At 63.2% G+C, this 26,344-nt stretch carries 23 protein-coding genes; 19 read left to right on the forward strand and 4 right to left on the reverse strand.

Translation table 11 applies throughout. The annotated features are described in order from the left end of the window. Positions 1–68: 68 nt before the first annotated feature. The gene (locus tag LB554_RS06155) at positions 69–863 is read left to right on the forward strand and encodes a GGDEF domain-containing protein (RefSeq protein ID WP_140660958.1); all 795 of its coding nucleotides are present in this window, start codon (positions 69–71) and stop codon (positions 861–863) included. 253 nt (positions 864–1,116) lie between these two features. On the opposite strand, the gene LB554_RS06160 is transcribed toward LB554_RS06155, so the two are convergent. Beyond that, positions 1,117–2,949 carry an ATP-binding protein gene (locus LB554_RS06160; RefSeq protein WP_140822185.1) on the reverse strand — a complete coding sequence of 611 codons (1,833 nt, stop codon included), beginning with the start codon at positions 2,947–2,949 and terminating at the stop codon, positions 1,117–1,119. A gap of 154 nt (positions 2,950–3,103) precedes the next feature. On the opposite strand from LB554_RS06160, the gene LB554_RS06165 reads away from it, so the two are divergent. Genes LB554_RS06165 through LB554_RS06175 form a run of 3 tightly spaced genes read left to right on the forward strand, consistent with a single transcriptional unit; the run spans position 3,104 to position 4,553 of the window. Then, complete coding sequence (locus tag LB554_RS06165) at positions 3,104–3,667, forward strand: helix-turn-helix domain-containing protein (protein ID WP_224583579.1); 564 nt, start codon at positions 3,104–3,106, stop codon at positions 3,665–3,667. Between the two features lie 4 nt (positions 3,668–3,671). Beyond that, positions 3,672–3,980 carry a hypothetical protein gene (locus LB554_RS06170; RefSeq protein WP_224583582.1) on the forward strand — a complete coding sequence of 103 codons (309 nt, stop codon included), beginning with the start codon at positions 3,672–3,674 and terminating at the stop codon, positions 3,978–3,980. 42 nt (positions 3,981–4,022) lie between these two features. After that, entirely contained in the window at positions 4,023–4,553 is a 531-nt protein-coding gene (locus LB554_RS06175) for a GNAT family N-acetyltransferase (protein WP_015317286.1), read from the forward strand. A 10-nt stretch (positions 4,554–4,563) separates the two neighbouring features. Here the strand turns inward: LB554_RS06175 and LB554_RS06180 are convergent, their stop codons facing one another. Next, positions 4,564–5,445: a LysR family transcriptional regulator gene (locus LB554_RS06180; protein ID WP_224583584.1), complete on the reverse strand. Its 882-nt coding sequence runs from the start codon at positions 5,443–5,445 to the stop codon at positions 4,564–4,566. 118 nt (positions 5,446–5,563) lie between these two features. On the opposite strand from LB554_RS06180, the gene LB554_RS06185 reads away from it, so the two are divergent. From LB554_RS06185 to LB554_RS06195, 3 genes are read left to right on the forward strand one after another with little or no spacing between them, the layout of a single operon-like run. Then, complete coding sequence (locus tag LB554_RS06185; RefSeq protein WP_224583586.1) at positions 5,564–6,715, forward strand: gamma-butyrobetaine dioxygenase; 1,152 nt, start codon at positions 5,564–5,566, stop codon at positions 6,713–6,715. Then, on the forward strand, positions 6,712–7,296 hold the full coding sequence (locus tag LB554_RS06190; RefSeq protein WP_015317289.1) for an HD domain-containing protein: 585 nt from the start codon (positions 6,712–6,714) through the stop codon (positions 7,294–7,296). Before LB554_RS06185 ends, LB554_RS06190 begins: the two co-directional genes overlap by 4 nt. 28 nt (positions 7,297–7,324) lie before the next feature. Continuing rightward, a complete protein-coding gene (locus LB554_RS06195; protein WP_224583588.1) occupies positions 7,325–7,519 on the forward strand; it encodes a hypothetical protein in 195 nt (64 codons plus the stop codon). On the opposite strand, the gene LB554_RS06200 is transcribed toward LB554_RS06195, so the two are convergent. After that, positions 7,507–9,315, reverse strand: coding sequence for an NAD(P)/FAD-dependent oxidoreductase (locus LB554_RS06200; RefSeq protein ID WP_224583589.1), 1,809 nt, complete (start codon positions 9,313–9,315; stop codon positions 7,507–7,509). The genes LB554_RS06195 and LB554_RS06200 overlap by 13 nt on opposite strands. 444 nt (positions 9,316–9,759) lie before the next feature. On the opposite strand from LB554_RS06200, the gene LB554_RS06205 reads away from it, so the two are divergent. The 9 genes from LB554_RS06205 (at position 9,760) to LB554_RS06245 (ending at position 20,832) form a co-directional block, all read left to right on the forward strand. Beyond that, the gene (locus tag LB554_RS06205; protein WP_224583591.1) at positions 9,760–11,556 is read left to right on the forward strand and encodes an acetolactate synthase 3 large subunit; all 1,797 of its coding nucleotides are present in this window, start codon (positions 9,760–9,762) and stop codon (positions 11,554–11,556) included. A gap of 78 nt (positions 11,557–11,634) precedes the next feature. Then, complete coding sequence (ilvN, locus tag LB554_RS06210) at positions 11,635–12,210, forward strand: acetolactate synthase small subunit (protein WP_013894763.1); 576 nt, start codon at positions 11,635–11,637, stop codon at positions 12,208–12,210. Between the two features lie 424 nt (positions 12,211–12,634). Then, positions 12,635–13,231, forward strand: a complete 597-nt coding sequence (locus LB554_RS06215) for a LysE family translocator (protein WP_015317294.1) — start codon at positions 12,635–12,637, stop codon at positions 13,229–13,231. A gap of 235 nt (positions 13,232–13,466) precedes the next feature. Next, positions 13,467–14,729: an efflux RND transporter periplasmic adaptor subunit gene (locus LB554_RS06220; protein ID WP_140615751.1), complete on the forward strand. Its 1,263-nt coding sequence runs from the start codon at positions 13,467–13,469 to the stop codon at positions 14,727–14,729. After that, positions 14,726–17,887, forward strand: a complete 3,162-nt coding sequence (locus LB554_RS06225) for an efflux RND transporter permease subunit (RefSeq protein ID WP_224583593.1) — start codon at positions 14,726–14,728, stop codon at positions 17,885–17,887. Before LB554_RS06220 ends, LB554_RS06225 begins: the two co-directional genes overlap by 4 nt. A 77-nt stretch (positions 17,888–17,964) precedes the next feature. Then, positions 17,965–18,570 carry a nitrile hydratase subunit alpha gene (nthA, locus tag LB554_RS06230; protein ID WP_140788760.1) on the forward strand — a complete coding sequence of 202 codons (606 nt, stop codon included), beginning with the start codon at positions 17,965–17,967 and terminating at the stop codon, positions 18,568–18,570. Beyond that, positions 18,567–19,226, forward strand: coding sequence for a nitrile hydratase subunit beta (nthB, locus tag LB554_RS06235; protein ID WP_224583595.1), 660 nt, complete (start codon positions 18,567–18,569; stop codon positions 19,224–19,226). The genes nthA and nthB overlap by 4 nt, the downstream gene beginning before the upstream one ends. Next, positions 19,213–19,578 carry a nitrile hydratase accessory protein gene (locus LB554_RS06240; protein WP_015317299.1) on the forward strand — a complete coding sequence of 122 codons (366 nt, stop codon included), beginning with the start codon at positions 19,213–19,215 and terminating at the stop codon, positions 19,576–19,578. Before nthB ends, LB554_RS06240 begins: the two co-directional genes overlap by 14 nt. A 126-nt stretch (positions 19,579–19,704) precedes the next feature. Then, positions 19,705–20,832, forward strand: coding sequence for an ATP-dependent RecD-like DNA helicase (locus LB554_RS06245; RefSeq protein WP_015317300.1), 1,128 nt, complete (start codon positions 19,705–19,707; stop codon positions 20,830–20,832). 25 nt (positions 20,833–20,857) lie between these two features. Here the strand turns inward: LB554_RS06245 and LB554_RS06250 are convergent, their stop codons facing one another. Further along, positions 20,858–21,286 carry an STAS/SEC14 domain-containing protein gene (locus tag LB554_RS06250; protein WP_015317301.1) on the reverse strand — a complete coding sequence of 143 codons (429 nt, stop codon included), beginning with the start codon at positions 21,284–21,286 and terminating at the stop codon, positions 20,858–20,860. 160 nt (positions 21,287–21,446) lie between these two features. Here LB554_RS06250 and LB554_RS06255 point away from each other — a divergent pair, with 160 nt between their 5' ends. The 3 genes from LB554_RS06255 to LB554_RS06265 all read left to right on the forward strand — a co-directional run bounded on the left by LB554_RS06255 (position 21,447) and on the right by LB554_RS06265 (position 26,309). Then, a complete protein-coding gene (locus tag LB554_RS06255) occupies positions 21,447–22,187 on the forward strand; it encodes a pyridoxine 5'-phosphate synthase (protein WP_015317302.1) in 741 nt (246 codons plus the stop codon). A gap of 96 nt (positions 22,188–22,283) precedes the next feature. Then, positions 22,284–24,197 (forward strand): potassium transporter Kup, encoded by a 1,914-nt coding sequence (locus tag LB554_RS06260; RefSeq protein ID WP_015317303.1) that lies wholly within the window; start codon positions 22,284–22,286, stop codon positions 24,195–24,197. A gap of 192 nt (positions 24,198–24,389) precedes the next feature. Further along, on the forward strand, positions 24,390–26,309 hold the full coding sequence (locus tag LB554_RS06265) for a potassium transporter Kup (RefSeq protein WP_224583597.1): 1,920 nt from the start codon (positions 24,390–24,392) through the stop codon (positions 26,307–26,309). Positions 26,310–26,344 lie beyond the last annotated feature (35 nt).

Raw genomic sequence — 26,344 nt, forward strand, 5'->3', positions numbered from 1 at the left:
TCGGAATTAACGCTCCGTAAGTCGGTCCCTGCGATAAGGTCATGGGGTATTTTTCCATCGGGGAGCAGATGCGTTTCCACAAAGCGGAATCCGCTTTTTTCGTCTTTATCTTCGTGATCCTGGCTGCTGGCCTGGTGACCCTGCACGCCTATGGGCAACTGCAATCCTTCGCCACGGAACTCCATACGGCCTCCGGCCTCGACAAGGTCATCTACCTCAACAAACTCCTGTTCGCGACCGGTGTACTGCTCGCCACCGCGCTGTTTTTCGGCATCTTCTTCATTTATCCGCTGATCCGCAAGCAGGCGACCGAAGAGGGCAAGCTGCGCGCCATGACGGTGTCGCTCAGCGCCCGCTCCGAAACGCTCGAGCATGCCGCCCTGACCGACGGCCTGACCGGCATGCAGAACCGGCGCTATTTCGACGACGCGCTGAAGGAATATCTCGAGGAGTTCCGGCGCATCGAAAAACCGGTCGGGCTGATGATCCTCGATCTCGACCATTTCAAGCAGGTCAACGACACGCACGGCCACGATGTTGGCGACGAGGTGCTCAAGGCTGTCGCCAGATGCCTCAGGGACATGACACGTTTCCACGATGTGGTGGCGCGCCTGGGTGGTGAGGAGTTCGCCGTGGTCACGCCCAACATGGAGGCGGACCTTCTGGCCAAATTCGCCGAGCGCATCCGCAAGGCGATCGCCAACATGTCGATCCTCTCCGGCAACAATGTCCGGCTCAAGATCACCACCAGCGTCGGGCTTGCCGTCTGGGATCGCAAGGAAACGGCGGAGGAATTTTATCGCCGCGCCGACCGCCAGCTCTACGAAGCCAAAAGGCAAGGCCGCAACCGCGTCTGCGCCTAAGATCCCATCACTGAATTCGTGATGCTGGCCGCTTGATGCCGGCTTCTGCGCTTCCGGCCTTCGCCGGCCGAAGCACTTATGAGACGTTGCGCTTTAAGGCTGCGGCCGGCGAAGGCCGATGCTCGCGGACCAAAACACCAATCGGCTCAGCCTGACCAACTCCCTGACGGGCTTCGCCCAAGCTTTCCGACGAAGACGGGATAGGCCGCTTGCACGGATTCTCGGGACTATTCATGGAGGCCTGACGCTCAGCTCAATCGTTCTGCGGGCGCAGGCCGAAGGTGGCGGGTTTGAGGCCGTAGCGTGTGTCGAAATCTTCGTCCGACTGCACGCGCGCCGCCGCCGGCGCTTTGCGGTAGTCGGGGTCGCCCGCCTGCCGGCCGGAATCGACCACCTCGGCGAAAGCCATCGCCTGGCTCTGCGGTTTCGGCACGTTACGCAGCCGCTCCACGATCGCCACCAGGTCGACCTCGCCGGCCTTGGACGTCACGTCTTCCTCGCGCTTGGCCGTGCCTGGAAGCAGGTGAGCGGGCAGTCTTTCGAATTTCAGCCGCATGGTCGTCGCCACGCCTTCGCCGAAGGCGATCGCTTCGCGCTGGCCCATGGAGGACAGGAAAGCGAGCGTGGAGGCAGAAGAGTCGGCGATTGCCGAGCGGATGATCGCCTGGTCCTGCTCGTTGGCGAGCCGCATGGCGAAGAAGGTCGAGCACTGCGAGAGAATAGTCGGGTCCAGCTCGCCGGGGCGCTGGGTGACGACGCCGAGATAGCAGCCATATTTGCGGCCTTCCTTGGCGATGCGCGACAGCGCGTGCCGGGTCGGCGCGAAGCCGAGACGCGCATCGGCGGGCATGTAGCGGTGCGCTTCCTCGCATAGGAACAACAGCTGCAGCTTGCCTTCGCTCCACAGAGCAAGGTCGAAGGCCAGACGCGCCAGCACCGAGCAGACGGAATTGACCACTTCCGACGGCATGCCGGCCATCTCGAAGCAGGTCACCGGACGGCCATGATGCGGCACGCGGAAGATGTTGCCGATCGTTTCGTGGATGGTGTCCTCGATCAGGCGCGAATTGAACATGAAGCGGTAGCGCGGATCGGCCGCCGCCGATTCGATGCGTGTCTTCAGCGATTTGAGGGTTGGACGATCGGTCTTGCTTTCGAGCATGCCCATGCGCTCGTCGATCTGCTTGAGCAGGTCGGCGATGCGGTAGGGTACCGGCGTATCGGCGGTCAGCGCATCGCTGCCGCGCCTCAGGTAGGCGCCTGAACCGGGGTTGCGATAGAGATTCTTGGCGAGCGGAATGAGGTCACGAAGGGCATCGATCTCTTCCGGCACCGTTTCGCGTCCGCGAAACAGCACTTCGGCGAATTCCTCCAGCGTGAACATCCAGAACGGCAGGTCGAGCGTCTTGGAATCGACCCTGACGCAATATTCTGGCAGCGAAGCCGCGAACTCGTTGTGCGGATCGAGGATCAGGATGCGCAGGTCCGGTCGCGCCGCGATCGACTTGCGCAGCAGCAGCGACACCGCTGTCGACTTGCCGACGCCGGTCGTGCCGACAATGGCGAAGTGGCGCGCCAGCGTGTCATCGATGGCGATGTTGGCGGCGATCGCCTCGTCCTGCGCCAGCGAGCCGATGGTGATGGAATGGCGGCCGGCCAGGTCATAGACCGCCTGCAGGTCGCGGGTGCGGATGCGGTGCGCGACGGCGCCGATATGCGGATAGATGGTGATGCCGCGGTCGAAGATCGGCCTGGCCCCGGGTTCGGCGCCGTCACGGACTTCGCCGATCAGCTCGATGCTGACCTCGATGGCGTTCTTGCCGTCACTGTTCCAGGCCAGATCCGACTTGCCGATCGCGTAGACCAGGCCGACGGTTCGTGTCGTGCCAAGGTTGATCGAGATCATCTTGCCGACCGTCCACAGGCCGGTGATCGCGCCGTCGGCGTCGTCGGCATAGGCGCTGATGGTGGCGCGCGCACCGTCGCATTGCACGACATTGCCCAGGATGCGCTTGTCGTGCTGGTCGGCTGTGCGGCGCTCCTGCGATGTCGGTTCTCCGACCGAAGCTTCGCGTTCGACATACATGGACAGGCCAATCCCCATTTCCCTTGAGGCCGTACCCTACAGGAACGGGGTTAAGGTCGGATGAGGTCGGATGGTGTAGAGAGGATTAAGGTCCTGGTGAAAATTGCTTTGAAATGGCTCTTCACGCACTTGTCGGTTTCGTTATAATGGACGAATGGATGATATAGCGAACGATATTTCCTCGACCATCGGCAGGCGCATCCATACCGAAAGGACCATGCGGGACTGGTCGCTGGCCGAGCTCGCCGAACACTCCGGTGTTTCCAAGGCAATGCTGAGCACGATCGAGCGTGGCATGACCAGCCCGACGGCGGCACTTCTGGTGCGCATAGCGGCGGCCTTCGGCATGACGCTCTCGACCCTCATCGCACGGGCGGAATTGAAGGGTGGCGGGCTGCTGCGCGCAGCCGGCCAGCCAGTGTGGCGCGACCCCGACACAGGCTATGTCAGGCGGCATTTGTCGCCGGTCTGCGACATGCCGCTCGAACTGATCAAGGTCCATCTGCCGGCGGGCGCGAAGGTCAGCTTGCCGGCGGCTTCCTACGCCTTCATCAAGCAGCAGATCTGGCTGATCTCGGGAAAACTCGAATTCACCGAGGGTGACCAGGTGCACAGGCTCGAACCGGGCGACTGCCTGGCGCTCGGAGCGCCGTCGGATTGCACCTTTCATGCGCTGGAGCCGGGCGCCGATTATCTCGTCGCCCTGGTCAGGAGCTGACGTCATGGCACGACGGCCAAAGCGCTCCCACAATGGGGGGCCGCCTCTTGACGACTACAAGGGGCCGCCATGGGGCAAGGGCGATCCATACATCTTCCTGGCCTGGCAGGCCGCGCACGCCAATGCATGGAAGGCGCCGAGCCGCGAAGTCATGCTGATGCGGATGGACAAGGCCGAACGGCTGGGCCTGACCTATAAGGAGTACACGCTCGAGATCCTGGAGCGCGGTCGGCATCTCAAGGAAGAAGACACCGAACGCATCGGCGCCATCAAGGCCGCGCGCAAGCGGCGGCGTGTGCGCCATCTCGACTGAAGCGGCGCTGTCGACCCATCAATCGTTTCCAGAGGACCAGGTATGAACGTCATAGAAATCGGGCCGTTGACCGCAAGCCGGGAAACACTCGCACAGCTGACCGATCTGCTGGTCGAAACGGTTGCCGCCGGCGGATCGGTCAGCTTCATGCATCCGCTGGCGTTGGATGTTGCCAGCGCGTTCTGGGAGACGTCGCTGGCCGCGGCGGCACGAGGGCAAAGAATGGTGCTTGGGGCATGGGACGGCGGCGCTCTGGTCGGCACCGTCACCCTGCTGCTCGACTGTCCGCCCAATCAGCCGCATCGGGCCGAGATCGCCAAGCTGATGACATCGGTCGGGCAGCGGGGCAGGGGTGTCGGGACGCGCCTGATGCGAGCCGCCGAACGCCTCGCGGCGGAGAAGGGACGCACGCTGCTGGTTCTGGATACGGCGAGCGAAGAGGGTGCGTCGGGACTTTATGAGAAGCTCGGCTTCACCTTGGCCGGCGAAGTTCCGGACTATGCGCTGAAGCCGCATGGCGGGCTGACGGGCACGCTGATCTACTGGAAGCGCATCGGCACAGCGTCGCGGTAACGCCAGTCACTCATGCCTTCCCGGCGAGGCGCTTCAGCAGCCAATGGCGGAAATCCTGCTCGGCGCTGGTCAGGTGCGCGGTCGACGGCCTCGTCAGGAAATGCCCTGACGTGCTGGGCAGCTCAAAAACGGAAAGCCGGACCAGCGCTCCGCCGTCGAGCGCCGCGTCGATTAGGGGCCGCGACCCAAGGAGGACGCCGGCACCGGCGCTCGCCGCATGCATGGCGGCAACGAAACTGTCGAAGCGATGCGAGCGCCGGGGATGGCCGGCCAATCCGGCCGCCGCGAACCATTCGGCCCACATCTCGCGTGCGCCGGCCACCAGAAGCAGCGGCAGCGATGTCCAGTCGGCGGCACTGGCCAAGGCCGGGCTTGCCACCGGCACAAGCCGCTCGGCGGTCAGCCTCTCGGCCTCGCGTCCGGGAAAGGATCCGTTGCCGAAACGGATGTCGAGCGCCGAGCCTGGCAAATCGTAGTCGGTCGGGCGATGGATCGTCACCAGATCAAGCTGGATGCGCGGCAGCGCCTCGGCGAGGTCGGGCAGCGCCGGACCCAGCGCCAGCAGCGCAAACGAGATCGGCACCCGGAGCGAGACGGTCTGGACGGCGCGCGGTTCGAACAGTTCCGTGGTGCTGCTGCCAATGGTGGCGAAGGCCGACTGGATGTGGGGCAGGTAGGCGGCACCTTCCGGCGAAAGCGCGACCCCACGCGCCAGCCGCGAGAACAGACGCGTCTTCAGCCTTTCCTCGAGCAGCCGGATGTGCTGGCTGACGGCCGCCTGGGTCAGGCCGAGTTCGGCTGCCGCCGCGGTGAAGTTCGACAGCCGTGCCGCAGCCTCGAAACTGCGCAGCCAGTCGAGTGGAGGGAGGGTAGGAGCGGTTCGCCGAGCCATTACCAAATCGCTGCCATTGGCCAAAAAATGATAATTGGAATTATGCCTTTCGGGAGGTCAACATGCAATCCAAACCACGGTACGAACCGTGGGCAACAAGGCGACAGGACGGATTTCCATGCTCACCCACGTGCTGGTTGGCGATGAAGGCAGAACAATCGAACTTGGTTGGACAGACGGCAAGCGTACCCGCTTCCACGCCGTCTGGCTGCGCGACAACGCGCTTGACGACAAGACGCGCAGCGCCGGCAATGGCCAACGCCTGATCACCATCCTCGACATTCCGGCGAAGACGAGAATTGGCGCTGCCGCCATCAAGGCCGGAGCGCTGGAGATCAGCTTCGAGCCGGAGGGAAAAACGGTCAGCTTTCCCGCCCAATGGCTGCGTGCGAACGCCTATGATCGCGACGAGACACGCCAGCCTGGTTGGACAGGCGATGTCATCCAGCGCTGGACCAGGGCGACGATGCAGAACGCGGTGCCGCGCGCCAGCTATCCGGCGGCCTTGCATGGCCGCGGTGTCCTGCGCGAATGGCTTTCGGCGGTGAGGACTTATGGTTTTGCGGTGATGGACGGGCTGCCGGCCGAATCCGGGGCGCTGTGCAAGGTGTCCGACCTGTTCGGCTATGTCAGGGAGACCAATTACGGGCGCTGGTTCGAAGTGCGCGCCGAGGTCAACCCGAACAATCTTGCCTACACCAATCTGGGCCTGCAGGCGCATACCGACAATCCCTATCGCGATCCGGTGCCGACGCTGCAGATCCTGTCCTGCATCGAGAACACGGTGGAGGGCGGTGAATCCAGCGTCGTGGACGGCTTTGCGGCCGCGGCCGCTCTTCAAACGGAAAATCCCGAAGGTTTTCGGCTGTTGAGTTCCCATGCGGCGCGGTTCGAATATGCGGGGTCGTCCGGCGTGCGGCTGCAGGCGAAGCGCCCGATGATCGAGCTTGGACCCGACGGCGAACTGATCTGCATCCGCTTCAACAACCGTTCGCTGGCGCCGACCGTCGACGTGCCGTTCGCCGAGATGGGCGCTTATTATGCCGCCTACCGCCGCTTCGCCGAGCTGATCGAGGATCCATCCTTCGAAGTCACCTTCAAGCTTGAGCCCGGCCAGGCCTTCATCGTCGACAACACCCGCGTCATGCATGCCCGCAAGGCGTTTTCCGGCACCGGCAAGCGCTGGCTGCAGGGATGCTACGCCGACAAGGACGGCCTGTTGTCGACGCTCGCGGCGATCGAACACGGCTTCAAGGAGGCCGCGGAATGATCGGCCAGGATCTGAACGCGGACACCATCGTCGAATTCATCGCCGACATTTTTGAGCGCCGGGGCGCCGAATCCTATCTCGGCGAGCCGGTGACGATGTCCGAGCATATGCTGCAAGGGGCTTGGCTGGCGGAACAGGATGGAGCCCCAGACGTGCTGGTGGCCGCCGCGCTGCTGCACGACATCGGCCATTACACCAGCGAGTTCGGCACCTATTCGCCTGACGATGTCGAGGACAAGCACCATGACGAGGCCGGCGGCGAAGTGCTGGCGCCGTTCTTCCCGCCTGTCATCGTCGAGTGCGTCCGGCTGCACGTTGCCGCCAAGCGCTATCTCTGCGCCGCCGACCCGACCTATTTCTCCAGGCTGTCGCCGGCTTCGGTTCATACCTTGTCGCTGCAGGGCGGACCGATGAGTGCCGACGAGGTGGCTGCGTTCCGCGAGAACCCGTTCCATGAGGAAGCGGTGCGGGTTCGCATCTGGGACGAGGGCGGCAAGGTCGCCAACATGCGGACGCGGGCGTTTCGCGACTATGTGCCGTTGCTGCAGCGCGTCGTGCACGACTTCGCCAATCGGCCCTGACGAGACCAATGATCAGGAGGAGACAGCCATGTCCTTCTGCTTCGACGGCGAAAGCGCGGTGGCGGCATACCGGCCCTGCCGCGAGCGTTTGGCTGACGAGGGCGTTTTCACGCCATCGCCGACCAGCCCCAGCGGCGAACTCGCCGTTGCCGCCTTGTTCGATGTCGCCGACGCGGGACAGGTTCACCGTGTCGATGCAGGAGAAGCTGACTATCCCTTGTGATGGACCTGCTGCAGCCCGTAGACTGGTGTCGGCAAGCCAACCTGCCGGGCTTTGAGCTGCAGCGCCAGATATTGCGAATAGTGGCGTGACTGATGGAGGTTGCCGCCATGGAACCACAGCGCCTCCTGCTGGGTCGGCTTCCACATGTTGCGCTGCTCGCCTTCCCAGGGGCCGGGATCCTTGGCGGTGTTGGAGCCAAGGCCCCAGACCTTGCCGACCTTGTCGGCCACCTCCTGCGAGATGAGGTCCGCCGCCCATCCGTTCATCGAGCCGTAGCCTGTGGCGTAGATCACGAGATCGGCCGGCAATTCGGTGCCATCGGCGAATTTGACGCCGGTTTGCGTCAATTCCCGCACCGCCGCACCTGGTCCGCTCTTGAGCTTGATCGAGCCGTCTATGACCAGGTCGCAGGCGCCGACATCGATGTAGTAACCCGAACCCCGGCGCAGATATTTCATGAACAGGCCTGAGCCGTCATCGCCCCAGTCGAGCAGGAAGCCGGCCTTTTCCAGGTCCGCGTAGAACTTCGCGTCGCGTTCCTTCATCTGCTGGTAAAGCGGGATCTGGAACTCGTGCAGGATGCGATAGGGCAGGGAGGCGAAGATCAGGTCGGCCTTGCGCGTCGTCATGCCGTTCTCCACCGCCTGCTCGGAATAGAGTGCGCTGAGCCCGATATCCATCAACGTGTCGGACTTGACGATATGGGTGGAGGAGCGCTGCACCATGGTGACGTCCGCGCCACCCTCCCAGAGAGCCGCGCAGATGTCGTGGGCGGAGTTGTTGGAGCCGATGACCACGACCTTCTTGCCGCGATATTTGTCGGGGCCGGGATGGGTCGAGGAATGCTGCTGCTCGCCCTTGAAGATGTCCTGGCCCTTGTATTTCGGCCAGTTCGCCTTGCCGGACATGCCGGTGGCCAGCACCAACTGCTTGGGCTTGAGGACGATCTCTTCGCCGTCGCGTTCGACCACGACGGTCCATTCCTTGGTCTTGTCGTCGTATTTCGCGGATTTAGCCGAGGTGGAGGACCAGTAGTTCAGCTCCATCACCTTCGTGTACATCTCCAGCCAGTCGCCGATCTTGTCCTTCGGGGCGAAGACCGGCCAGTTCTTGGGGAAGTCGATATAGGGCAGATGGTCGTACCAGACCGGATCGTGCAGGCAGAGCGACTTGTAGCGCTTGCGCCAGGAATCGCCGGGACGCTCGTTCTTCTCAATGATGATGGCCGATACGCCGAGCTGGCGCAGGCGCGCGCCGAGCGCAATGCCGCCCTGGCCACCGCCGATGATCACGACATAAGGCTGTTTGCCGCGGCCGAGTTCGGCGATCTCGTCATCACGCTCCTCGCGCCAGGATTTCCTGTCCTTGCCGTGACCGTGCTTGGCGCCGAGCGGCCGATTGAAACCGGCCTTCTCCTCATGGCCCTTGAGTTCGGCCATGGTGGTGAGCAAGGTCCAGATCAGGTCGCCCTTGAACCGCACCAGGCCGAAGCCGCGCGCCACCTCGGTCTCGAAGGTGATCCAGGCGGTGGTGACGCCGTCCGCCTCGGTCGCCTCCTCGCCGTCGGCCACCTTCCAGTCGCTCGGCCGAGTTCCAGCCAGGGTTGCTTTCAGCATGTCGCGGACCTGCTCCTGGCCCTCCATCGTCCGGAGATTCCAGGTGAAGGTGACGAGGTCGCGCCAGTAGCAATCCGCCTGGAAACAGTTGACCGCCGCGTCGATGTCGCCGGTCTCCAGCGCCTTGCCAAGCTTGTCGAGCAGGGCCTGCGCCTTCGTGGTGGGTGTTCTCTCGAGCATGGTTTCTCCTCCGGTTGTCGGTTTCCAAGAACGCCTGTTCGGGCTTCCACTGGAACAGCAAGCGGCCGGCCAGGACCTCCCTGCCTGGAATGGGACTCCCATTCGCCGGCAACGCGTCTCCTCCCAGGCACGTCGTCAGCCCGGCATAGTGGTGCGTCGATGGGATGGGCTCAACTGTACTATGGTAGCGCGCGGCGGAGCCGATCTCACGGCTGAGTGAATTCGTGCGGTACCCCATTGACGACCCCGCGACTTCGCCTTTATGGTCCGCCACCATGAAAACGGCACTCATTCTCGTAGGAAGGCGCGTGGGCAAGGCGGTGTAACCGCCGGGCGAAATCCCCCCATGCGCAGAAACAGGCTCCCTCGGGGGCCTTTTTTATTGCCTGAAACACGACTAAACGACCAGCAACGCCCAATGGCGGACAGTACGGGACCAGACCGATGAGCAATGGACAGAACGAGCGGCGCGAGATGGCAGGTAGGGAAATGACCGGCGCCGAAATGGTGGTGCAGGCGCTGAAGGACAATGGCGTCAAGCATGTCTTCGGTTATCCCGGCGGCGCCGTTCTCCCGATCTATGACGAGATCTTCCAGCAGGACGAGGTCGAGCACATCCTCGTGCGGCACGAACAGGGCGCCGGCCATGCGGCAGAGGGGTATGCGCGGTCGACCGGCAAGGCCGGAGTCATGCTGGTGACATCGGGTCCCGGCGCCACCAATGCGGTGACGCCTCTGCAGGATGCGCTGATGGATTCGATCCCGCTGGTCTGCCTGACCGGTCAGGTGCCGACCTCGCTCATCGGCTCCGATGCGTTCCAGGAATGCGACACGGTCGGCATTACGCGGCCCTGCACCAAGCACAACTGGCTGGTGAAGGACGTCAACGAACTCGCCGCGACCATCCACGAGGCCTTCCATGTCGCGACGACCGGCCGTCCCGGTCCGGTCGTGGTCGACATCCCGAAGGACGTGCAGTTCGCCAAGGGCTTTTATGTGCCGCCGCAGATCGCGCCGCGCACCAGCTACCAGCCCAAGGTCCAGGGCGACCTGGAGAAGATCAAGGCGGCGGTCGAACTGATGGCCGGCGCCAGGAAGCCGGTGATCTATTCGGGCGGCGGTGTCATCAATTCCGGCCCGGAAGCGAGCCATCTCTTGCGCGAACTGGTCGACCTCACCGGTTTCCCGATCACCTCGACGCTGATGGGGCTCGGCGCCTACCCGGCGTCGGGCAAGAACTGGCTCGGCATGCTCGGCATGCACGGCACCTACGAAGCCAACATGGCCATGCATGATTGCGACGTCATGCTCTGCATCGGCGCGCGCTTCGACGACCGTATCACCGGCAGGCTGAATGCGTTCTCGCCGAACTCGCGCAAGATCCACATCGATATCGATCCGTCCTCGATCAACAAGAACGTCCACACCGAAGTGCCCATCATCGGTGATGTCGGGCGGGTGCTGGAAGACATGGTGCGGCTGTGGCGGGCAACCGCCAAGGGCGACAAGAAGGCGCTCTACCCCTGGTGGGAGCAGATCGCCAAATGGCGCGGGCGCGATTCACTCGCATTCAAGATGAACAACGACGTGATCATGCCGCAATACGCCATCCAGCGGCTCTACGAGCTGACCAAGGACATGGATACCTACATCACCACCGAGGTCGGCCAGCACCAGATGTGGGCGGCGCAGCATTATCATTTCGAGAAGCCGAACCGCTGGATGACCTCAGGCGGGCTGGGCACGATGGGCTACGGCCTGCCGGCCGCGCTCGGCGTGCAGATCGCGCATCCCGACGCGCTGGTCGTCGACATTGCCGGCGATGCTTCGGTGCAGATGACCATGCAGGAGATGAGTGCCGCCGTGCAGCACGACGCGCCGATCAAGATCTTCATCCTCAACAACCAGTATATGGGCATGGTGCGCCAGTGGCAGCAGCTGCTGCACGGCAACCGGTTGTCGCATTCCTACACCGAAGCGATGCCCGACTTCGTCAAGCTGGCCGAGGCCTATGGCGGCCATGGCATTCGCTGCGACAAGCCAGACGAACTGGACGACGCGATCAAGGAGATGATCTCGGTCAGGAAACCGGTGCTGTTCGACTGCCGCGTGGCGACGCTCGCCAACTGCTTCCCGATGATCCCGTCTGGCAAGGCGCATAACGAGATGCTGTTGCCGGACGAGGCCACCGACGAGGTAGTGGCCAATGCAATCGACGCCAAGGGCAGGGAACTGGTGTAGACGACGGACCGGGGCAGGGCTTGTCAAGATAAGCCGTGCGGAAACAGATAGTTAGATCAAGAATTTGAGATTCATGTCATGAACGCACAGCACCTTCAACCCACCGGTTCCGCCTACTTCATCGCCAAGGAAACGGAACGGCCGGAAAACCACACGCTTTCCGTGCTGGTCGATAACGAACCGGGCGTGCTTGCCCGGGTCATCGGCCTGTTTTCCGGGCGTGGCTACAACATCGAGAGCCTGACCGTCTCGGAAACCGAGCATGAAAAACACCTGTCGCGAATCACCATCGTGACGCGCGGCACGCCGCATGTGCTGGAGCAGATCAAGCATCAGCTCGAGCGCATCGTGCCGGTGCATCGCGTGGTCGATCTCACCGTGCGTTCGCACGAGTTCGGACAGGAGCGGCCGCTGGAACGGGAACTGGCGCTGGTCAAGGTTGCCGGCACCGGCGAGGCCCGGGTCGAGGCGCTCAGGCTCGCCGACGCGTTCCGCGCCAGCGTCATCGACGCCAACACGGAGCATTTCATCTTCGAGATCACCGGCAAGGGCTCCAAGCTCGACCAGTTCATCGCCATCATGAAGCCGCTCGGCCTGGTCGAGATCTGCCGCACCGGCGTGGCAGCCATGAACCGCGGCCCGCAGGGGATGTAGCAGTCATACGAAATTAAAGTTCAGCAATCACGGTCGGCGAGGCGATCCGAAAAGCGAACTGAGACTTGGTGGCGCATGACCCCACGACAAGATCTGGTGATACATGTGATGATGTACGCACTGATCGCATACTCGATCTGGGTGCTTGCCCACGGCTGGGTGACGATGACAGTCCCAGCCTTACGAGGCAATGAATGGGTTGCCTATGCAGATAATCCAACCAGATTCTGGGACCTGATCTTCTTCCACGCGGGGTCCATTGTCATCTTCAGTTGGCTTCTCTGGGCTCTGAAGTATCGCCGTCGGAACTGACGCGCCGCTGGCCGTACAGGCGGATCACTGCGGCGCGCATTGGACCACTCGAATGACGTTGCGTCCGGCGCCCGGTCGATTTAAGTCAGTATTGCTGACCTTTGGAGCCGTCATGACCCTCGACGCCTTCCTTGCCCTGCTGCTCTACGCCCTGGTGACCTCGGTCACGCCGGGCCCGAACAACTTTATGCTGCTGGCGTCGGGCGTGAATTTCGGCATCGTGCGGACTATCCCGCATATGCTCGGCATCAGCATCGGATTTCTCGTCCTTTTGCTTGCCGTCGGCTTCGGGCTTGGGGCGGTGCTGACCGCGTTCCCCGCGCTGCACACCGGGCTTAAGATCGCCGGCGCCGTCTATCTGCTCTATCTCGCCTGGAAGATTGCCATGTCGCGCTCGCTCAGCGGCAAGGGCGAGACGGATGCGCGGCCGATGCGATTCATCGATGCCGCGGCCTTCCAGTGGGTCAACCCCAAGGCTTGGGTGATGGCAATCACCGCGATGGCCGTCTATACCAATCCCGAACGGCCATTCTTGTCCGTCATTCTGATCGGCGTGGCTTTCACTGTGGTCAATCTTCCCAGTGTCTCGGTCTGGGCCGGATTCGGCACGGCACTACGCGGCTTCCTGTCCGACCCGGTGCGGTTGAAATGGTTCAACATCGCCATGGGCGTGCTGCTGGCGGCGACGCTTTGGCCGATGCTGCGCTAGATAAGGCTGCCCTCTCGGAGGCCATTTTTCGGAGCCCATCCGGCTTCCGGCTTTGAGGATAGCCGGCTGCACAGCTATTGTGCAGTGCACATTAAATCTTCGTAATGCCGTGTTTTGGCCCTTTTCCGACAAACCCGCGTCCTATCTATTCGGCGAAATCGCGGCAGTGAGCCGGGAATTGCGCTAGAATACGACCACCTGGCTATGGCGTGTCGGACGGAGAGGTCTTTTGTCGATGCGTGGAAAAGTCATGCTTTCATTGCTGGCGGTCGCCTGTGTCGGCGCGGCCTGGCTCTATCTGTCGCCGGACGCGCTGAACAAGGCTCAGCAGTTCCTCGGCGCAAAGCAGGTCGCCGCGACAGACAAGCCAGCGACCGAAAAGCCGGCGGCGGGGGACAAGGCGGCGGGTGGCGGCAACGGTGCCCGTTCGGCCTCGATCGTTTCGGCGACGGCGACGACCGCGGATTTCCCGATCCGCCGCTATGCCATTGGCTTCGTCTCCTCTCCGGCCGTGGTCAACATCAACGCGCGCGTCTCCAGCCAGATCGTGTCGATCGACGTCAAGGACGGGCAGATGGTGAAGGCGGGCGACCTCCTGTTCTCACTCGACGACCGGGCGCTGAAGGCGCAACTCGCCAAGGACCAGGCAGCGCTTGCCAAGGACCAGGCGCTGCTCGCCAGCTCGAACTCCGACCTTCAGCGCGCTAAGGACCTTGTCGCCAAGCAGGCCGGTACGCAGCAGACCTACGACCAGGCCGTTGCCGCGCAGAAGGCGGCGGCGGCGACCGTCGATGCCGACAAGGCGACGATCGACGCCGACAATGTCCAGCTTGGCTTTGCCACCATCACCGCGCCGATCGCCGGCAGGCTGGGTGCCGTGAATGTCGCCGTCGGCGACCTCGTCACCGTCAGCAACGGCAACAGCAGCACGGCGACGCCACTGGTGACCATCACCCAGATGGACCCGCTGCAGGTCAACTTCAATCTGCCGGAAAGCAACCTTGCGCTGCTTCACAAGGCGCTCGCCAATCCACAGCAGAACGCGGTGACGTTGATCCAGAACGGCGACCCGACGCCGATCGGCAAGGGCACGCTCGATTTCGTCGATTCCAGCGTCGACACCGCATCGGGCACGATCGCGACGCGGGCAAGTATTCCGAATGCCGATCTTTCCCTTTGGCCGGGCCAGTATGTGAATGTCGTGCTCGACGCCGGCATCATGCCGCGGATGACCTCGGTTCCGACCGTGGCGGTGCAGCCCAGCCAGAAGGGGCCGTTCGTCTACGTGGTCAAGCCGGACAGCACTGTCGAGATGCGGCCGGTGCAGGTGGCGTTGACCGAAGGCGCAAACAGCGCCATCAGCCAGGGGCTGAAAAGCGGCGAGAAGGTCGTCACCGAGGGCCAGACAAGGCTGAAGAACGGCGCCGCGGTGCATGAAGGCAAGGCGGCCGCGCCCAAGGTGGCCGAGGCGACCAACGCCGGCGAGGCGGCCCAATGATCTCCGAATTCTGTATCCGCAGGCCAGTAGCCACCCTTCTGATGTCGTTCGCCCTCGTGCTGGGCGGACTGTTCGCCTACAAATTCCTGCCGGTGGCGGCACTGCCGAGCGCCGAATTCCCGGTCGTCAACGTCTCGGCCTCGCTGCCCGGCGCTTCGCCGGAAACCATGGCCACATCGGTGGCGACGCCGCTGATCAAGCAGTTCGCGACAATCGCCGGCATCGATTCCATTTCGACCACCAACTCGCTCGGCCAGACCTCGATCGCCATCCAGTTCGTGCTCAACCGCAACATCGACGCGGCCGCCGCCGACGTCCAGGCGGCGATCGCGCGCACGCAGAAATCGCTACCGCCGCAGATGACGTCGCCGCCGAGCTACCGCAAGGTCAATCCGGCCGATGCGCCGATCCTCTTGATGTCGCTGGTCAGCGACACGGTGCCGCTGACCGACCTCGATGCCTTCGCCGAAAACGTCATCTCGCCGTCGCTGTCGACCATCGACGGCGTCGCGCAGGTCTCGATCTTCGGCCAGCAGAAATACGCGGTGCGCATCCAGATCGATCCGACCGCGCTTGCCGCGCGCGGCATCTCGATCGATCAGCTGCAGGCGGCGGTCGCGTCCGCCAACAGCAACACGCCGCTCGGCGTGCTGCAGAACAACAAGCAGCAGCTCACCATCACCGCCAACACGCAGCTTACCGACGCGGCCGGTTTCTCAAACCTCATCATCGCTACCAAGAACGGCCACCCGGTGCGGCTGGGCGAGGTGACCCGTGTCGTCGATTCAGTGCAGACCACCACGACCGCAAGCTGGTATGACGGTACCCGCGCGATCATCATGGCGGTGCAGCGCCAGCCCGACGCCAACACGGTCGACGTCGTCGACAAGGTCAAGGCGATGCTGCCGTCCTTCCAGGACCAGATGCCGGCCGCAGCCCAGATCAAGCTGCTCAACGACCGCTCGAGTTCGATCCGCCAGGCGGTCGACGACGTGCAGTTCACGCTGCTCTTGACCATCGCGCTGGTGGTGATGGTGATCTTCGTGTTCCTGCGTCGCGTGACGGCGACCATCATCCCGGCCGTGGCGGTGCCGATCTCGCTGATCGCCACGCTCGGCGCGATGTTCCTGTTCGGCTTTTCCATCGACAACATATCGCTGATGGGCCTGACGCTCGCCGTCGGCCTTGTCGTCGACGATGCCATCGTGATGCTCGAAAACATCTTCCGCCATATGGAAGAGGATGGGCTGTCGGCCTTCGACGCGTCGCTGAAGGGCGCGCGCGAAATCGGTTTCACCATCATCTCGATCTCGATCTCGCTGGTGGCGGTGTTCATCCCGGTGCTTCTGATGGGTGGCGTGATCGGGCGCATCTTCAACGAGTTCGCCGTCGTGGTGACCGTCGCCATCCTGGCCTCCATGTTCGTGTCGCTGACGCTGACGCCGATGTTGTGCTCGCGGCTGCTGTCGGTGACCAAGGCCGACCGCGAGGCACATGGTGCTGGCCACAAGCGCGATTTCCTCACGCGCGGCTACGATCGGATTCTGAGCTTCTGCCTGCGGCACACCTTCCTGGTGTTCCTCGTCTTCGTCGGCACCGCGGCAGCCTCGGTGTGGCTGATCGAGGTTTCGCCGAAGGGTTTCTTCCCGCAAGAAGATATCGGCCAGATTTCGGTGACCACCATCGCGCGCCAGGACATTTCGTTCGACGCCATGGCCAAGCTGCAAGGGCAGGTGGCCAGCGTGTTCTCGAAGTCGCCCTATGTCGACCATGTGGCGTGGTCGGCGGGCAGCGGTAACAATGCGCTGAACCAGGGACAGCTCTTCGTCCAGCTCAAGGGCAAGGACCAGCGTCCCGATATCGAGAAGGTGCTTTCGGATCTGCGCAAGGCTCTGGCCGGCGTGGCGGGCATCGAGACCTACATGCAGCCGGTGCAGAATCTGCGGCTCGGCTCACGCTCGTCGGCCAGTGCCTACCAGCTCGTGGTTCAGGGCCTCAATACCGGCCTGACGGATCAGTGGGCGCAGAAACTGAATGACGCAATGGCGGCCGACCACACGACCTTCACCGACGTCACCAGCGACCTGCAGAACAACGCCTTGCAGGCGACGCTGGTGGTGGACCGCGACAAGGCCGCCCAACTCGGCATCGACACCGACACGCTGCGCTCGGCCCTTTATGGCGGGTTCGGCACCGACCAGGTTTCAACGATCTTCGGCTCGGCCGACAGTTACGAAGTCATCACCGAACTCGATCCCAAGATCGAATGGTCGCCGGAGCGGATGCTCGCCATCCAGATGCGGACGGCGAGCGGCAGCCTGGTGCCGCTCGGCGCCTTCGCCCGGGTCGACCGCACGGCCGGAGCCCTGACGGTCAACCAGCTCGGCCAGCTTCCGGCGGTGACGATCTCCTACAACCTGCCGCAGGGCGTGGCGCTGGGCGACAGTGTGAAACGCATCGACGCGCTGAAAGAGCAGATCGGCATGCCGACGGCGATCTCGACGACCTTCGCCGGCACCGCCAAGACCTTCCAGGATTCGCTTGCCAACCAGGGCCTGCTGGTCGGCGGCGCCATCCTGACCATCTATATCGTGCTCGGCATTCTGTACGAGAGTTTCATTCACCCGCTCACCATCTTGACCGGCCTGCCGTCGGCTGTGCTCGGGGCGGTTGTCGCCTTGCGTTTCGCCGGCATGGATCTGTCCGTCATCGCGGTGATCGGCATCCTGATGCTGATCGGCATCGTCAAGAAGAACGGCATCATGATGGTCGACGTCGCACTCGAACTGCGACGAGAGGGCATGTCGGCCACCGATTCCATCCACAAAGCCTGCCTGATGCGGTTCAGGCCGATCATGATGACGACGCTGGCGGCACTGATGGGCACGTTCCCGATCGCGCTCGGCACCGGCGCCAGCGCGGAACTGCGCCAGCCGCTGGGCGTTGCCGTCGTCGGCGGCCTGCTCGCCTCGCAGGCGCTGACCCTGTTCGTGACACCGGTGATCTACGTCTACATGGAGAATTTCTCGGGCTGGCTGGTCAGGCTCATGCCGAAGCGCAAGGCCGAGTTGCACCTGGTCGAAGAGGGCGACCAGCCCTCGCTGTTCGGCACCAATGACGACATCCCCGGTGAACCGCAGAAGACTGCCGCCGAGTAGCAGGCGGCACGCACCGAGTTCCGCTGGCCCAAGCCGTGATACTTGCGGCCGGCGGATCGGAACTTTAGTTTGCCGTCATGTCCCACGATCATGACCACGACAACGAACTCGATCCGTTTGCCGCGCGGGTGCGCGCGCTGGAAACCATCCTGACCCGCAAGGGGCTGATCGATCCGGCCGCGATCGACGTTATCGTCGATACCTACGAGACGAAGATCGGTCCGCGCAACGGCGCCCGGGTGGTGGCCAAGGCCTGGAGCGATCCCGCTTTTGCCGCGTGGCTGAAGCGCGACGCGACGGCGGCGATCGAATCGCTGAGCTATACCGGCCGGCAAGGCGAGCATATGCAGGCGGTGTTCAACACCGGGAATACCCACAACCTCGTCGTCTGCACATTGTGCTCGTGTTATCCGTGGTCGGTGCTTGGCCTGCCGCCGGTATGGTACAAGGCGCCGCCCTACAGGTCGCGCGCGGTGATCGATCCGCGCGGCGTGCTCGAGGAGTTCGGGCTGGTGCTGCCGGCGGGGACGAAGATACGCGTCTGGGATTCGACGGCGGAACTGCGCTATCTCGTGGTGCCGATGCGACCGGAGGGCACCGAAGGCTGGAGCGAGGAGCGGCTGTCTGAGCTGGTGAGCCGCGATGCCATGATCGGCACGGCTCTGGCGAGTCAACCGGCATGAACGGGCCGCAGGATCTCGGCGGACAGATGGGTTTCGGGCCGGTTGCGCCCGAACGAGACGAGCCGTATTTCCACGCCGAATGGGAGAGGCGGGCGCTCGGCGTGACGCTCTGCGCCGGCGGCATGGGTGCCTGGAACATCGACGAGAGCCGGCACGCACGGGAGTCCCTGCATCCGGCCGATTATTATGGCTCCAGCTACTATCAGATCTGGATCAAGGCGTTGGAGACCCTGCTCAAGCGGCATGGTTTTGTCAGCGAGCGCGACCTCGGGGCGGGCGAGGCGATCGATCCGGCGGTGAAGCCCAAAAGAGTGCTGAAGGCGGAAAACGTTCCCGCTGTGCTGGCCGACGGCGGTCCTTGCGATCGGCCGGTGGAGACAGCGCCGCGCTTCAAGGCCGGGGATTCGGTGCGGACGAAAAACTTCAACCCGACCGGCCATACCAGACTGCCGCGCTATGCGCGCGACAAGCTGGGCACCATCGAGGCGGTGCGCGACGGCTTCGTCTTTCCCGACAGCAACGCGCATGGGCAGGGTGAGAATCCGCAATGGGTCTATACCGTGGTTTTCGATGGCACGGAAATCTGGGGCGAGGGCGCCGACCCGACACTGACCGTCTCGATCGACGCCTGGGAGAGCTATCTTGAGCCGGCCTGAAGCGAAGGGATCCGCCGCCAGTTTGCCCGCCGGCTTCGACGCACCGGTGTTCGCCGAGCCATGGCAGGCCGAAGCCTTCGCCATGACTGTGGCACTGCACGACAAGGGCCTGTTTTCGTGGAACGAATGGGCGGATGCCCTGTCAGCCGAGGTGAAGAAGCCGGATGCCGCGGCGGACGGCCATGACTATTACGAGCATTGGCTGGCGGCGCTGGAAGGGCTGCTCGCCTCCAAGGGGCTGGCTGCCAAGCCGGACGTCGATGCGATGGCGCGGGCCTGGGAGCGCGCCGCGCACGCCACGCCACACGGCAAGCCGATCCTGCTGGAGAACGATCCGCACGCTGCCAACTGAATTTTCGTTCCCTTTACGTTCTTGCTTGCGGCTGATAGCCTGAACAGCAGGGAAGTTCGCCACCGGCGTGTCGATGGTGGTGGCGGCGATCTTGTGTTTGCCTCGCGAATCCGGTCACACGATCAGATGGAATTTTCACCCCAACAAGATGAGGCGCTGCAAGCGGTCGCCCGCTGGCTGAAGACCGGCACGCCGCAGCTGTTCCGGCTGTTTGGCTATGCCGGCACCGGCAAGACGACGCTGGCGCGCTATTTCGCCGAACATGTCGACGGCCAGGTGCAGTTCGCAGCCTTCACCGGCAAGGCCGCCCAGGTGCTGCGCTCCAAGGGCGCGGTCAACGCCCGCACCATCCATTCGCTGATCTACCGGCCCAAGGGCGAGGAATCGGTGGCCGACGAGGTCACCGGCAAGACCTCGATGTCGCCAACCTTCTCACTCAACCGGCAGAGCCCGATCTCGCGCGCCAAACTGGTCGTCATCGACGAGTGCTCGATGGTCGACGAGCAGCTTGGCCGTGACCTGATGAGTTTCGGCACGCCGATCCTGGTGCTGGGCGACCCCGGCCAGTTGCCGCCGATCTCGGGTGGCGGCTTCTTCACCGACCATAAGCCAGACTTCCTGCTGACCGAGATCCACCGGCAGGCGCGCGACAATCCGATCCTGCGGCTGGCGCTCGATGTGCGCGAGGGCCGCGAATTCATGCGCGGCGACTACGGCACCGCGAAGGTGATCGGCAAGGAAGACGTCAATCAGGAACTGGTGCTGAGGGCGGACCAGGTGCTGGTCGGCACCAACCGCACGCGGCGGCGCTACAACCAGCGCCTGCGCGAGCTCAAGGGCTTCAATGCCGATTATCCGCAAGCCGGCGACAAGCTGGTGTGCCTGCGCAACGATCCCGCCAAGGGCTTGCTCAACGGCTCGCTGTGGAAGGTGATGACCTCGTCGCGCGAGACGGTCAAGCCCGGGATCAATCTTCTGGTTTCGCCCGAGGAGGACGATCCGGATCGCGGCGTCGCGAAAATCAAGTTGCTGAAGGCGGCGTTCGAGGATCCTGACGCCGAAATCTCTTGGCAGCAGAAGAAGCGCTTCGACGATTTCGACTATGGCTATGCGCTGACGGTGCACAAGGCGCAGGGCTCGCAGTGGAACGAGATCGTGCTGTTCGACGAGAGCTGGGCCTTCAAGGAAACGCGCCAGCGCTGGCTTTACACAGCTATCACCCGGGCCGCCGAACGCCTGACCATCGTCAGGTAGAAGGGGGGTAGCCGGGAGAACCGTTTCATCCTCTTTCTGGAGCGGCGGTCGCCTCCTCACTCGTCGGCCGCGCGCCGAGCCATTCCCAGGCAGCGGCTTCGTCCTCGATCTTGAAATGCCTGAATTCGACGGGCGAGGAAGCCGGCAAGGCGTGTCGTGCATTCGGCGTCCAGTCAGGGGCGCCGATCGCCGCGCAACGGCCAATATGTTCCAATGCATGGACGGCACCCTTCTTGATGGTCTCGTCCGAGATGTCGGCCCAGTCGACGCCCTCATGATCGACTATGCGCACGGCCACGTCGATTTTCTGATGGAGCAAATAGGCCGCCTCCAGCAGGCCGAACAGGTTTTCGGCATCGGCGGCCGAGACATGGCCGACCACATCGATGGCAAAGAGGTCGTCGCGGCTGGTCTCGATGCGGCGGATCGCCGGCACGGATTGGAGGAAATTCAAGGTGGTGCCTCCCTTTCGTGGAGTATGTTGGTCTTCTGGAACACCGGAAAGGCCCTATCTGTTCCCGTCAAAGACGCTATAGATGCGCCGTCTCAAATGCGCCGTGCCGGAACGAATGAGCGTGGCGCGCCTCGATCGCCTGTTTCACGGACGCCAAACCATGCCAGCCAAGCTTTCCGTCAACCTCAACGCCATCGCCATGCTGCGCAACCGGCGCGACCTGCCGTGGCCCAATGTGATCGCTGTCGGACGCCTCGCCCTTGCCGCCGGAGCGCATGGGCTGACGGTGCATCCGCGCCCCGACGAACGTCACACAAGGCATTCCGACCTGCCCGAGATCAGGGCGCTGATCGACGACGAGTTCCCGCAGGCGGAATTCAACATCGAGGGCTACCCAAGCGAGGATTTCCTGGCGCTGGTGGAGAAGCATCAGCCCGAACAGGTGACGCTTGTGCCCGACGATCCCTCCCAGGCAACCTCCGACCATGGCTGGAACTTCGTCACCGATGCGGCGTTGCTGACGCCGATCGTCAGACGCCTGAAGAAGGGTGGTTTCAGGGTCTCGCTGTTTTCCGATGCCGACCCCGCCGGCATGGCGGCCGCGCGCGACACGGGCGCCGATCGTATCGAACTCTATACCGGTCCTTATGGCAGCTACCATTCCGATTCAGGTAAGGCGGCCAAAGAACTGGAAAGATTGGGCGAAACCGCTGACGCGGCATTTGCCGCCGGTCTCCAGGTCAATGCCGGGCACGATCTGACGGTGGCCAATCTGCCCGCGCTGGCCAGGCGCATTCCGGCATTGGCCGAAGTGTCGATCGGACATGGGTTGACAGCCGACGCGTTGGAGTATGGCATGGCCGGCACAGTGGGCCGGTTCCTCAGGGCCTGCGGTTGGTAGGGGGCAATGCTTCGTATTGGTATGGCAGCCATCGCGTGCATTTGATATCGTATCGCAGCATGCATAAAGCACCGCGCGCTTATCGGAGAGTGGTCGATGGCCCTTGCCAATAGCGGGAGCGAAGCTGAAACCGTCGAGCAATCGAGCCATGCCGGGGTCGAGCAGCACAGCACCAAGGTTCTCATGCTGGGCGCACTCGGCGTTGTCTATGGCGACATAGGCACAAGTCCGATCTACGCCTTTCGCGAGGCGCTTCACGCTTCGCCCGGCATCGATACGCGCGTTCACGTGCTTGGCGTGCTGTCGCTGATCGTCTGGGCGCTGACGATCATCGTGACCGTCAAATACGTTGCCTTCGTGCTTCGTGCCGACAACAAGGGCGAAGGCGGCACGCTGTCGCTGATGTCATTGGCACGCAGCGCCTATCCCAAAGGCGCTCGACTGATTCTGGTGATCGGTCTTTGCGGCGCGGCGCTGTTTTTCGGCGATTCGATCATAACGCCGGCCATCTCGGTGCTGTCGGCGGTCGAAGGCCTCACCGTGGTCACCCCAACGCTCGACGCCTATGTCGTGCCGATCACGCTGGTCATCCTTGCCATCCTGTTCTCCGTGCAACGCTTCGGCACGGGAAAGGTGGCGGCGGTGTTCGGGCCGGTGACGGCGCTGTGGTTCCTGGCCATCGGCGTTGCCGGCATCTATCACTTGATGGACGATCCATCGATCCTGCTTGCCATCAATCCCTATTACGCGGTCATTTATCTGGCCAGCACACCGACCGCCGCCTTTGTCACCGTCGGCGCCGTGTTCCTGGCGGTAACCGGGGCTGAGGCGCTTTATGTCGATCTCGGCCATTTCGGACGCAAGCCGATCGTGCTGGCATGGTTTTCCGTGGTTTTCCCCTGCCTGCTGCTCAACTATTTCGGGCAGGGCGCCTTTGTGCTCGCCAATGACGGAAAACCGACCAATCCGTTCTTCCAGATGCTGCCTGACTGGGCACTGATGCCGATGGTGGGACTTGCAACGGCCGCGACGGTCATTGCCAGCCAGGCGGTCATTTCAGGAGCTTTTTCGCTGACCCGCCAGGCGGTGCAGCTCAATCTTCTGCCGCGCATCGAGGTGCAGCATACCTCGGAAATGCAGTCCGGGCAGATCTACATGCCGCGCGTCAACCTGCTCATAGCAATGGGTGTGATGCTGCTGGTGGTCGGTTTCGGCAGTTCGAGTTCGCTGGCGTCCGCCTACGGCATCTCGGTGACCGGCGAAATGCTGATGACGACGATCCTGCTGTTCGTGGTGATGCGCAAGATGTGGAAATGGAAGCTGGCGCTCGCCCTGGCGCTGACCTTGCTGTTCGGCGTCATCGACAGCGGCTTCTTCCTGGCCAATGTCGTGAAGATCGTGGAAGGCGGCTGGGTCTCGATCACCGTTGCCTGCCTGATGGGACTGATCATGTGGACGTGGATACGCGGCACCCGCTATCTCTTCGACAAGACCCGCCGCAACGAAATCCCGCTCGATTTCCTCGCCGGCAATCTGCTGAAGAAGAAGCCGCAGCTGGTGTCCGGCACCGCGGTGTTCCTGACCAGCGATCCCTTGAGCGCGCCGACCGCCCTGATGCACAGCCTCAAGCACTACAAGGTGCTGCACGAGCAGAACGTCATCCTTTCGGTGGTGACCGCGCCGCAGCCCGTCGTGCCCGACAGCGAACGCGTCAAGATGGAGACGGTCAACGAGTTGTTCATGCGGGTGACGCTGACCTTCGGCTACATGGAACAGCCCAACATCCCGCGCGCGCTGGCGATCTGCCGCAAGCAGGGCTGGAAATTCGACATCATGACGACGTCGTTCTTCCTGTCGCGGCGGTCGCTGAAAGCCTCGCCCAATTCAGGCATGCCGGTGTGGCAGGACCGGCTGTTCATCGGACTGGCGCGCTCGGCGGCCGACGCGACGGAGTATTTCCAGATCCCGACCGGCCGCGTCGTTGAAATCGGCACGCAGGTCGCCATTTAACAGACGTGCTCGCCGGCCCGCAGGTTTTGCCATGGGTCCGGACATGAGCCCGCGAATGCCGCATTGACCGGCATTCGCTCGAAGTCGCCCACAAGAAGCCGCGCGCTGCCAACATGAGTGCCATAACGTTACGGCACTTGATATTGCAGTGCAGCAAGCGTAGAGCACCGCGCGTTTATCGGAGTGTCGTACATGGCCCTTGCCAGTGCTGGTAATGAGGCAGAACCCGTCGACCAATCGAGCCATCCCGAAATCGAACAGCACAGCACCAAGGTGTTGATGCTGGGCGCGCTCGGCGTGGTCTATGGCGATATCGGCACCAGCCCGATCTATGCGTTCCGCGAGGCGCTGGTCGCGTCGTCGGGCGGGCAAGTTGCCGACCGTGGCGACATTCTTGGCGTTTTGTCGCTGATCATCTGGTCGCTGACGATCATCGTCACCATCAAATACATCATGTTCGTGCTGCGTGCCGACAATCGCGGCGAGGGCGGCGTGCTGTCGCTGATGGCGCTGGCGCGCGGCAGTTTTCCGAAACGCTCGGCGCTGATGCTCGGCATCGGCATCGTCGGCGCTTCGCTGTTTTTCGGCGACGCCGTCATCACGCCGGCGATTTCGGTGCTGTCGGCGGTCGAGGGCATGAATGTCGTCACCCCCACCTTCCAACCTTACGTCGTGCCACTGACGCTGGTCATCCTCGCCATGGTGTTCGCGGTTCAGCGTTTCGGCACCGGTGGCGTCGGGCTGGTCTTCGGCCCGGTGACAGCGATCTGGTTCCTGGCCATCGGCCTTTCCGGTCTCAAGCACATCATCGCCGATCCGGAGATCCTGTGGGCGGTCAGCCCGCACTATATCGTCGCCTTCCTGATCCATTCGCCCGATGTGGCTTTCGTCACCATCGGCGCCATCTTCCTTGCCGTCACCGGCGCGGAGGCGCTTTACGCCGATCTCGGCCATTTCGGCCGCAAACCCATCGTGCTCGCCTGGCTTTCGATCGTGTTCCCCTGCCTGCTGTTGAATTATGCCGGGCAGGGCGCCTTCGTGCTGGCGAAGAACGGCGTGGTCGGCCATCCGTTCTTCGAAATGAACGAGGGGTGGGCGCTGATCCCGATGGTGGTGCTGGCGACGGCGGCGACGGTCATTGCCAGCCAGGCGGTTATTTCAGGGGCTTTTTCGCTGACCCGCCAGGCGGTGCAGCTCAACATGCTGCCCAGGCTCCAAATCCTGCACACGTCGGAAAAGCAGTCCGGCCAGATCTACATGCCGCGCGTCAACCTGCTGCTGGCGCTGGTGGTGATGATGCTGGTGGTCGGCTTCGGCGAGTCCAGCAAGCTGGCCTCCGCCTACGGCATCTCGGTGACCGGCAACATGCTGGTGACGACGGTGCTGCTTTATGTGGTTATGACCCGTATCTGGAAGTGGAAGCTGTCGGTGGCGGTCCCGCTGACCGTGCTGTTCGCTTTCATCGATGTCGGCTTCTTCGCCTCCAACATCGTCAAGGTGTTCGAAGGCGGCTGGGCGTCGCTGGTGGTGGCCTTCACCATCGTGCTGGGCATGTGGACCTGGGTGCGTGGCAGCCGCTATCTCTTCGACAAGACCCGCCGCAACGAAATCCCGCTCGATTTCCTCGCCGGCAATCTGCTGAAGAAGAAGCCGCAGCTGGTGTCCGGCACCGCGGTGTTCCTGACCAGCGATCCCTTGAGCGCGCCGACCGCCCTGATGCACAGCCTCAAGCACTACAAGGTGCTGCACGAGCAGAACGTCATCCTTTCGGTGGTGACCGCGCCGCAGCCCGTCGTGCCCGACAGCGAACGCGTCAAGATGGAGACGGTCAACGAGTTGTTCATGCGGGTGACGCTGACCTTCGGCTACATGGAACAGCCCAACATCCCGCGCGCGCTGGCGATCTGCCGCAAGCAGGGCTGGAAATTCGACATCATGACGACGTCGTTCTTCCTGTCGCGGCGGTCGCTGAAAGCCTCGCCCAATTCAGGCATGCCGGTGTGGCAGGACAGGCTGTTCATCGGCCTGGCGCGCACGGCGGCCGACGCGACCGAATATTTCCAGATCCCGACCGGGCGTGTGGTAGAAATCGGCACGCAGGTGGCGATCTGACGAGGTCGATCGCCTCGGCCTGACGGGGAGGTGGC

The sequence above is a fragment of the Mesorhizobium sp. CO1-1-11 genome, from assembly GCF_020164995.1.
Lineage (GTDB): Bacteria > Pseudomonadota > Alphaproteobacteria > Rhizobiales > Rhizobiaceae > Mesorhizobium > Mesorhizobium australicum.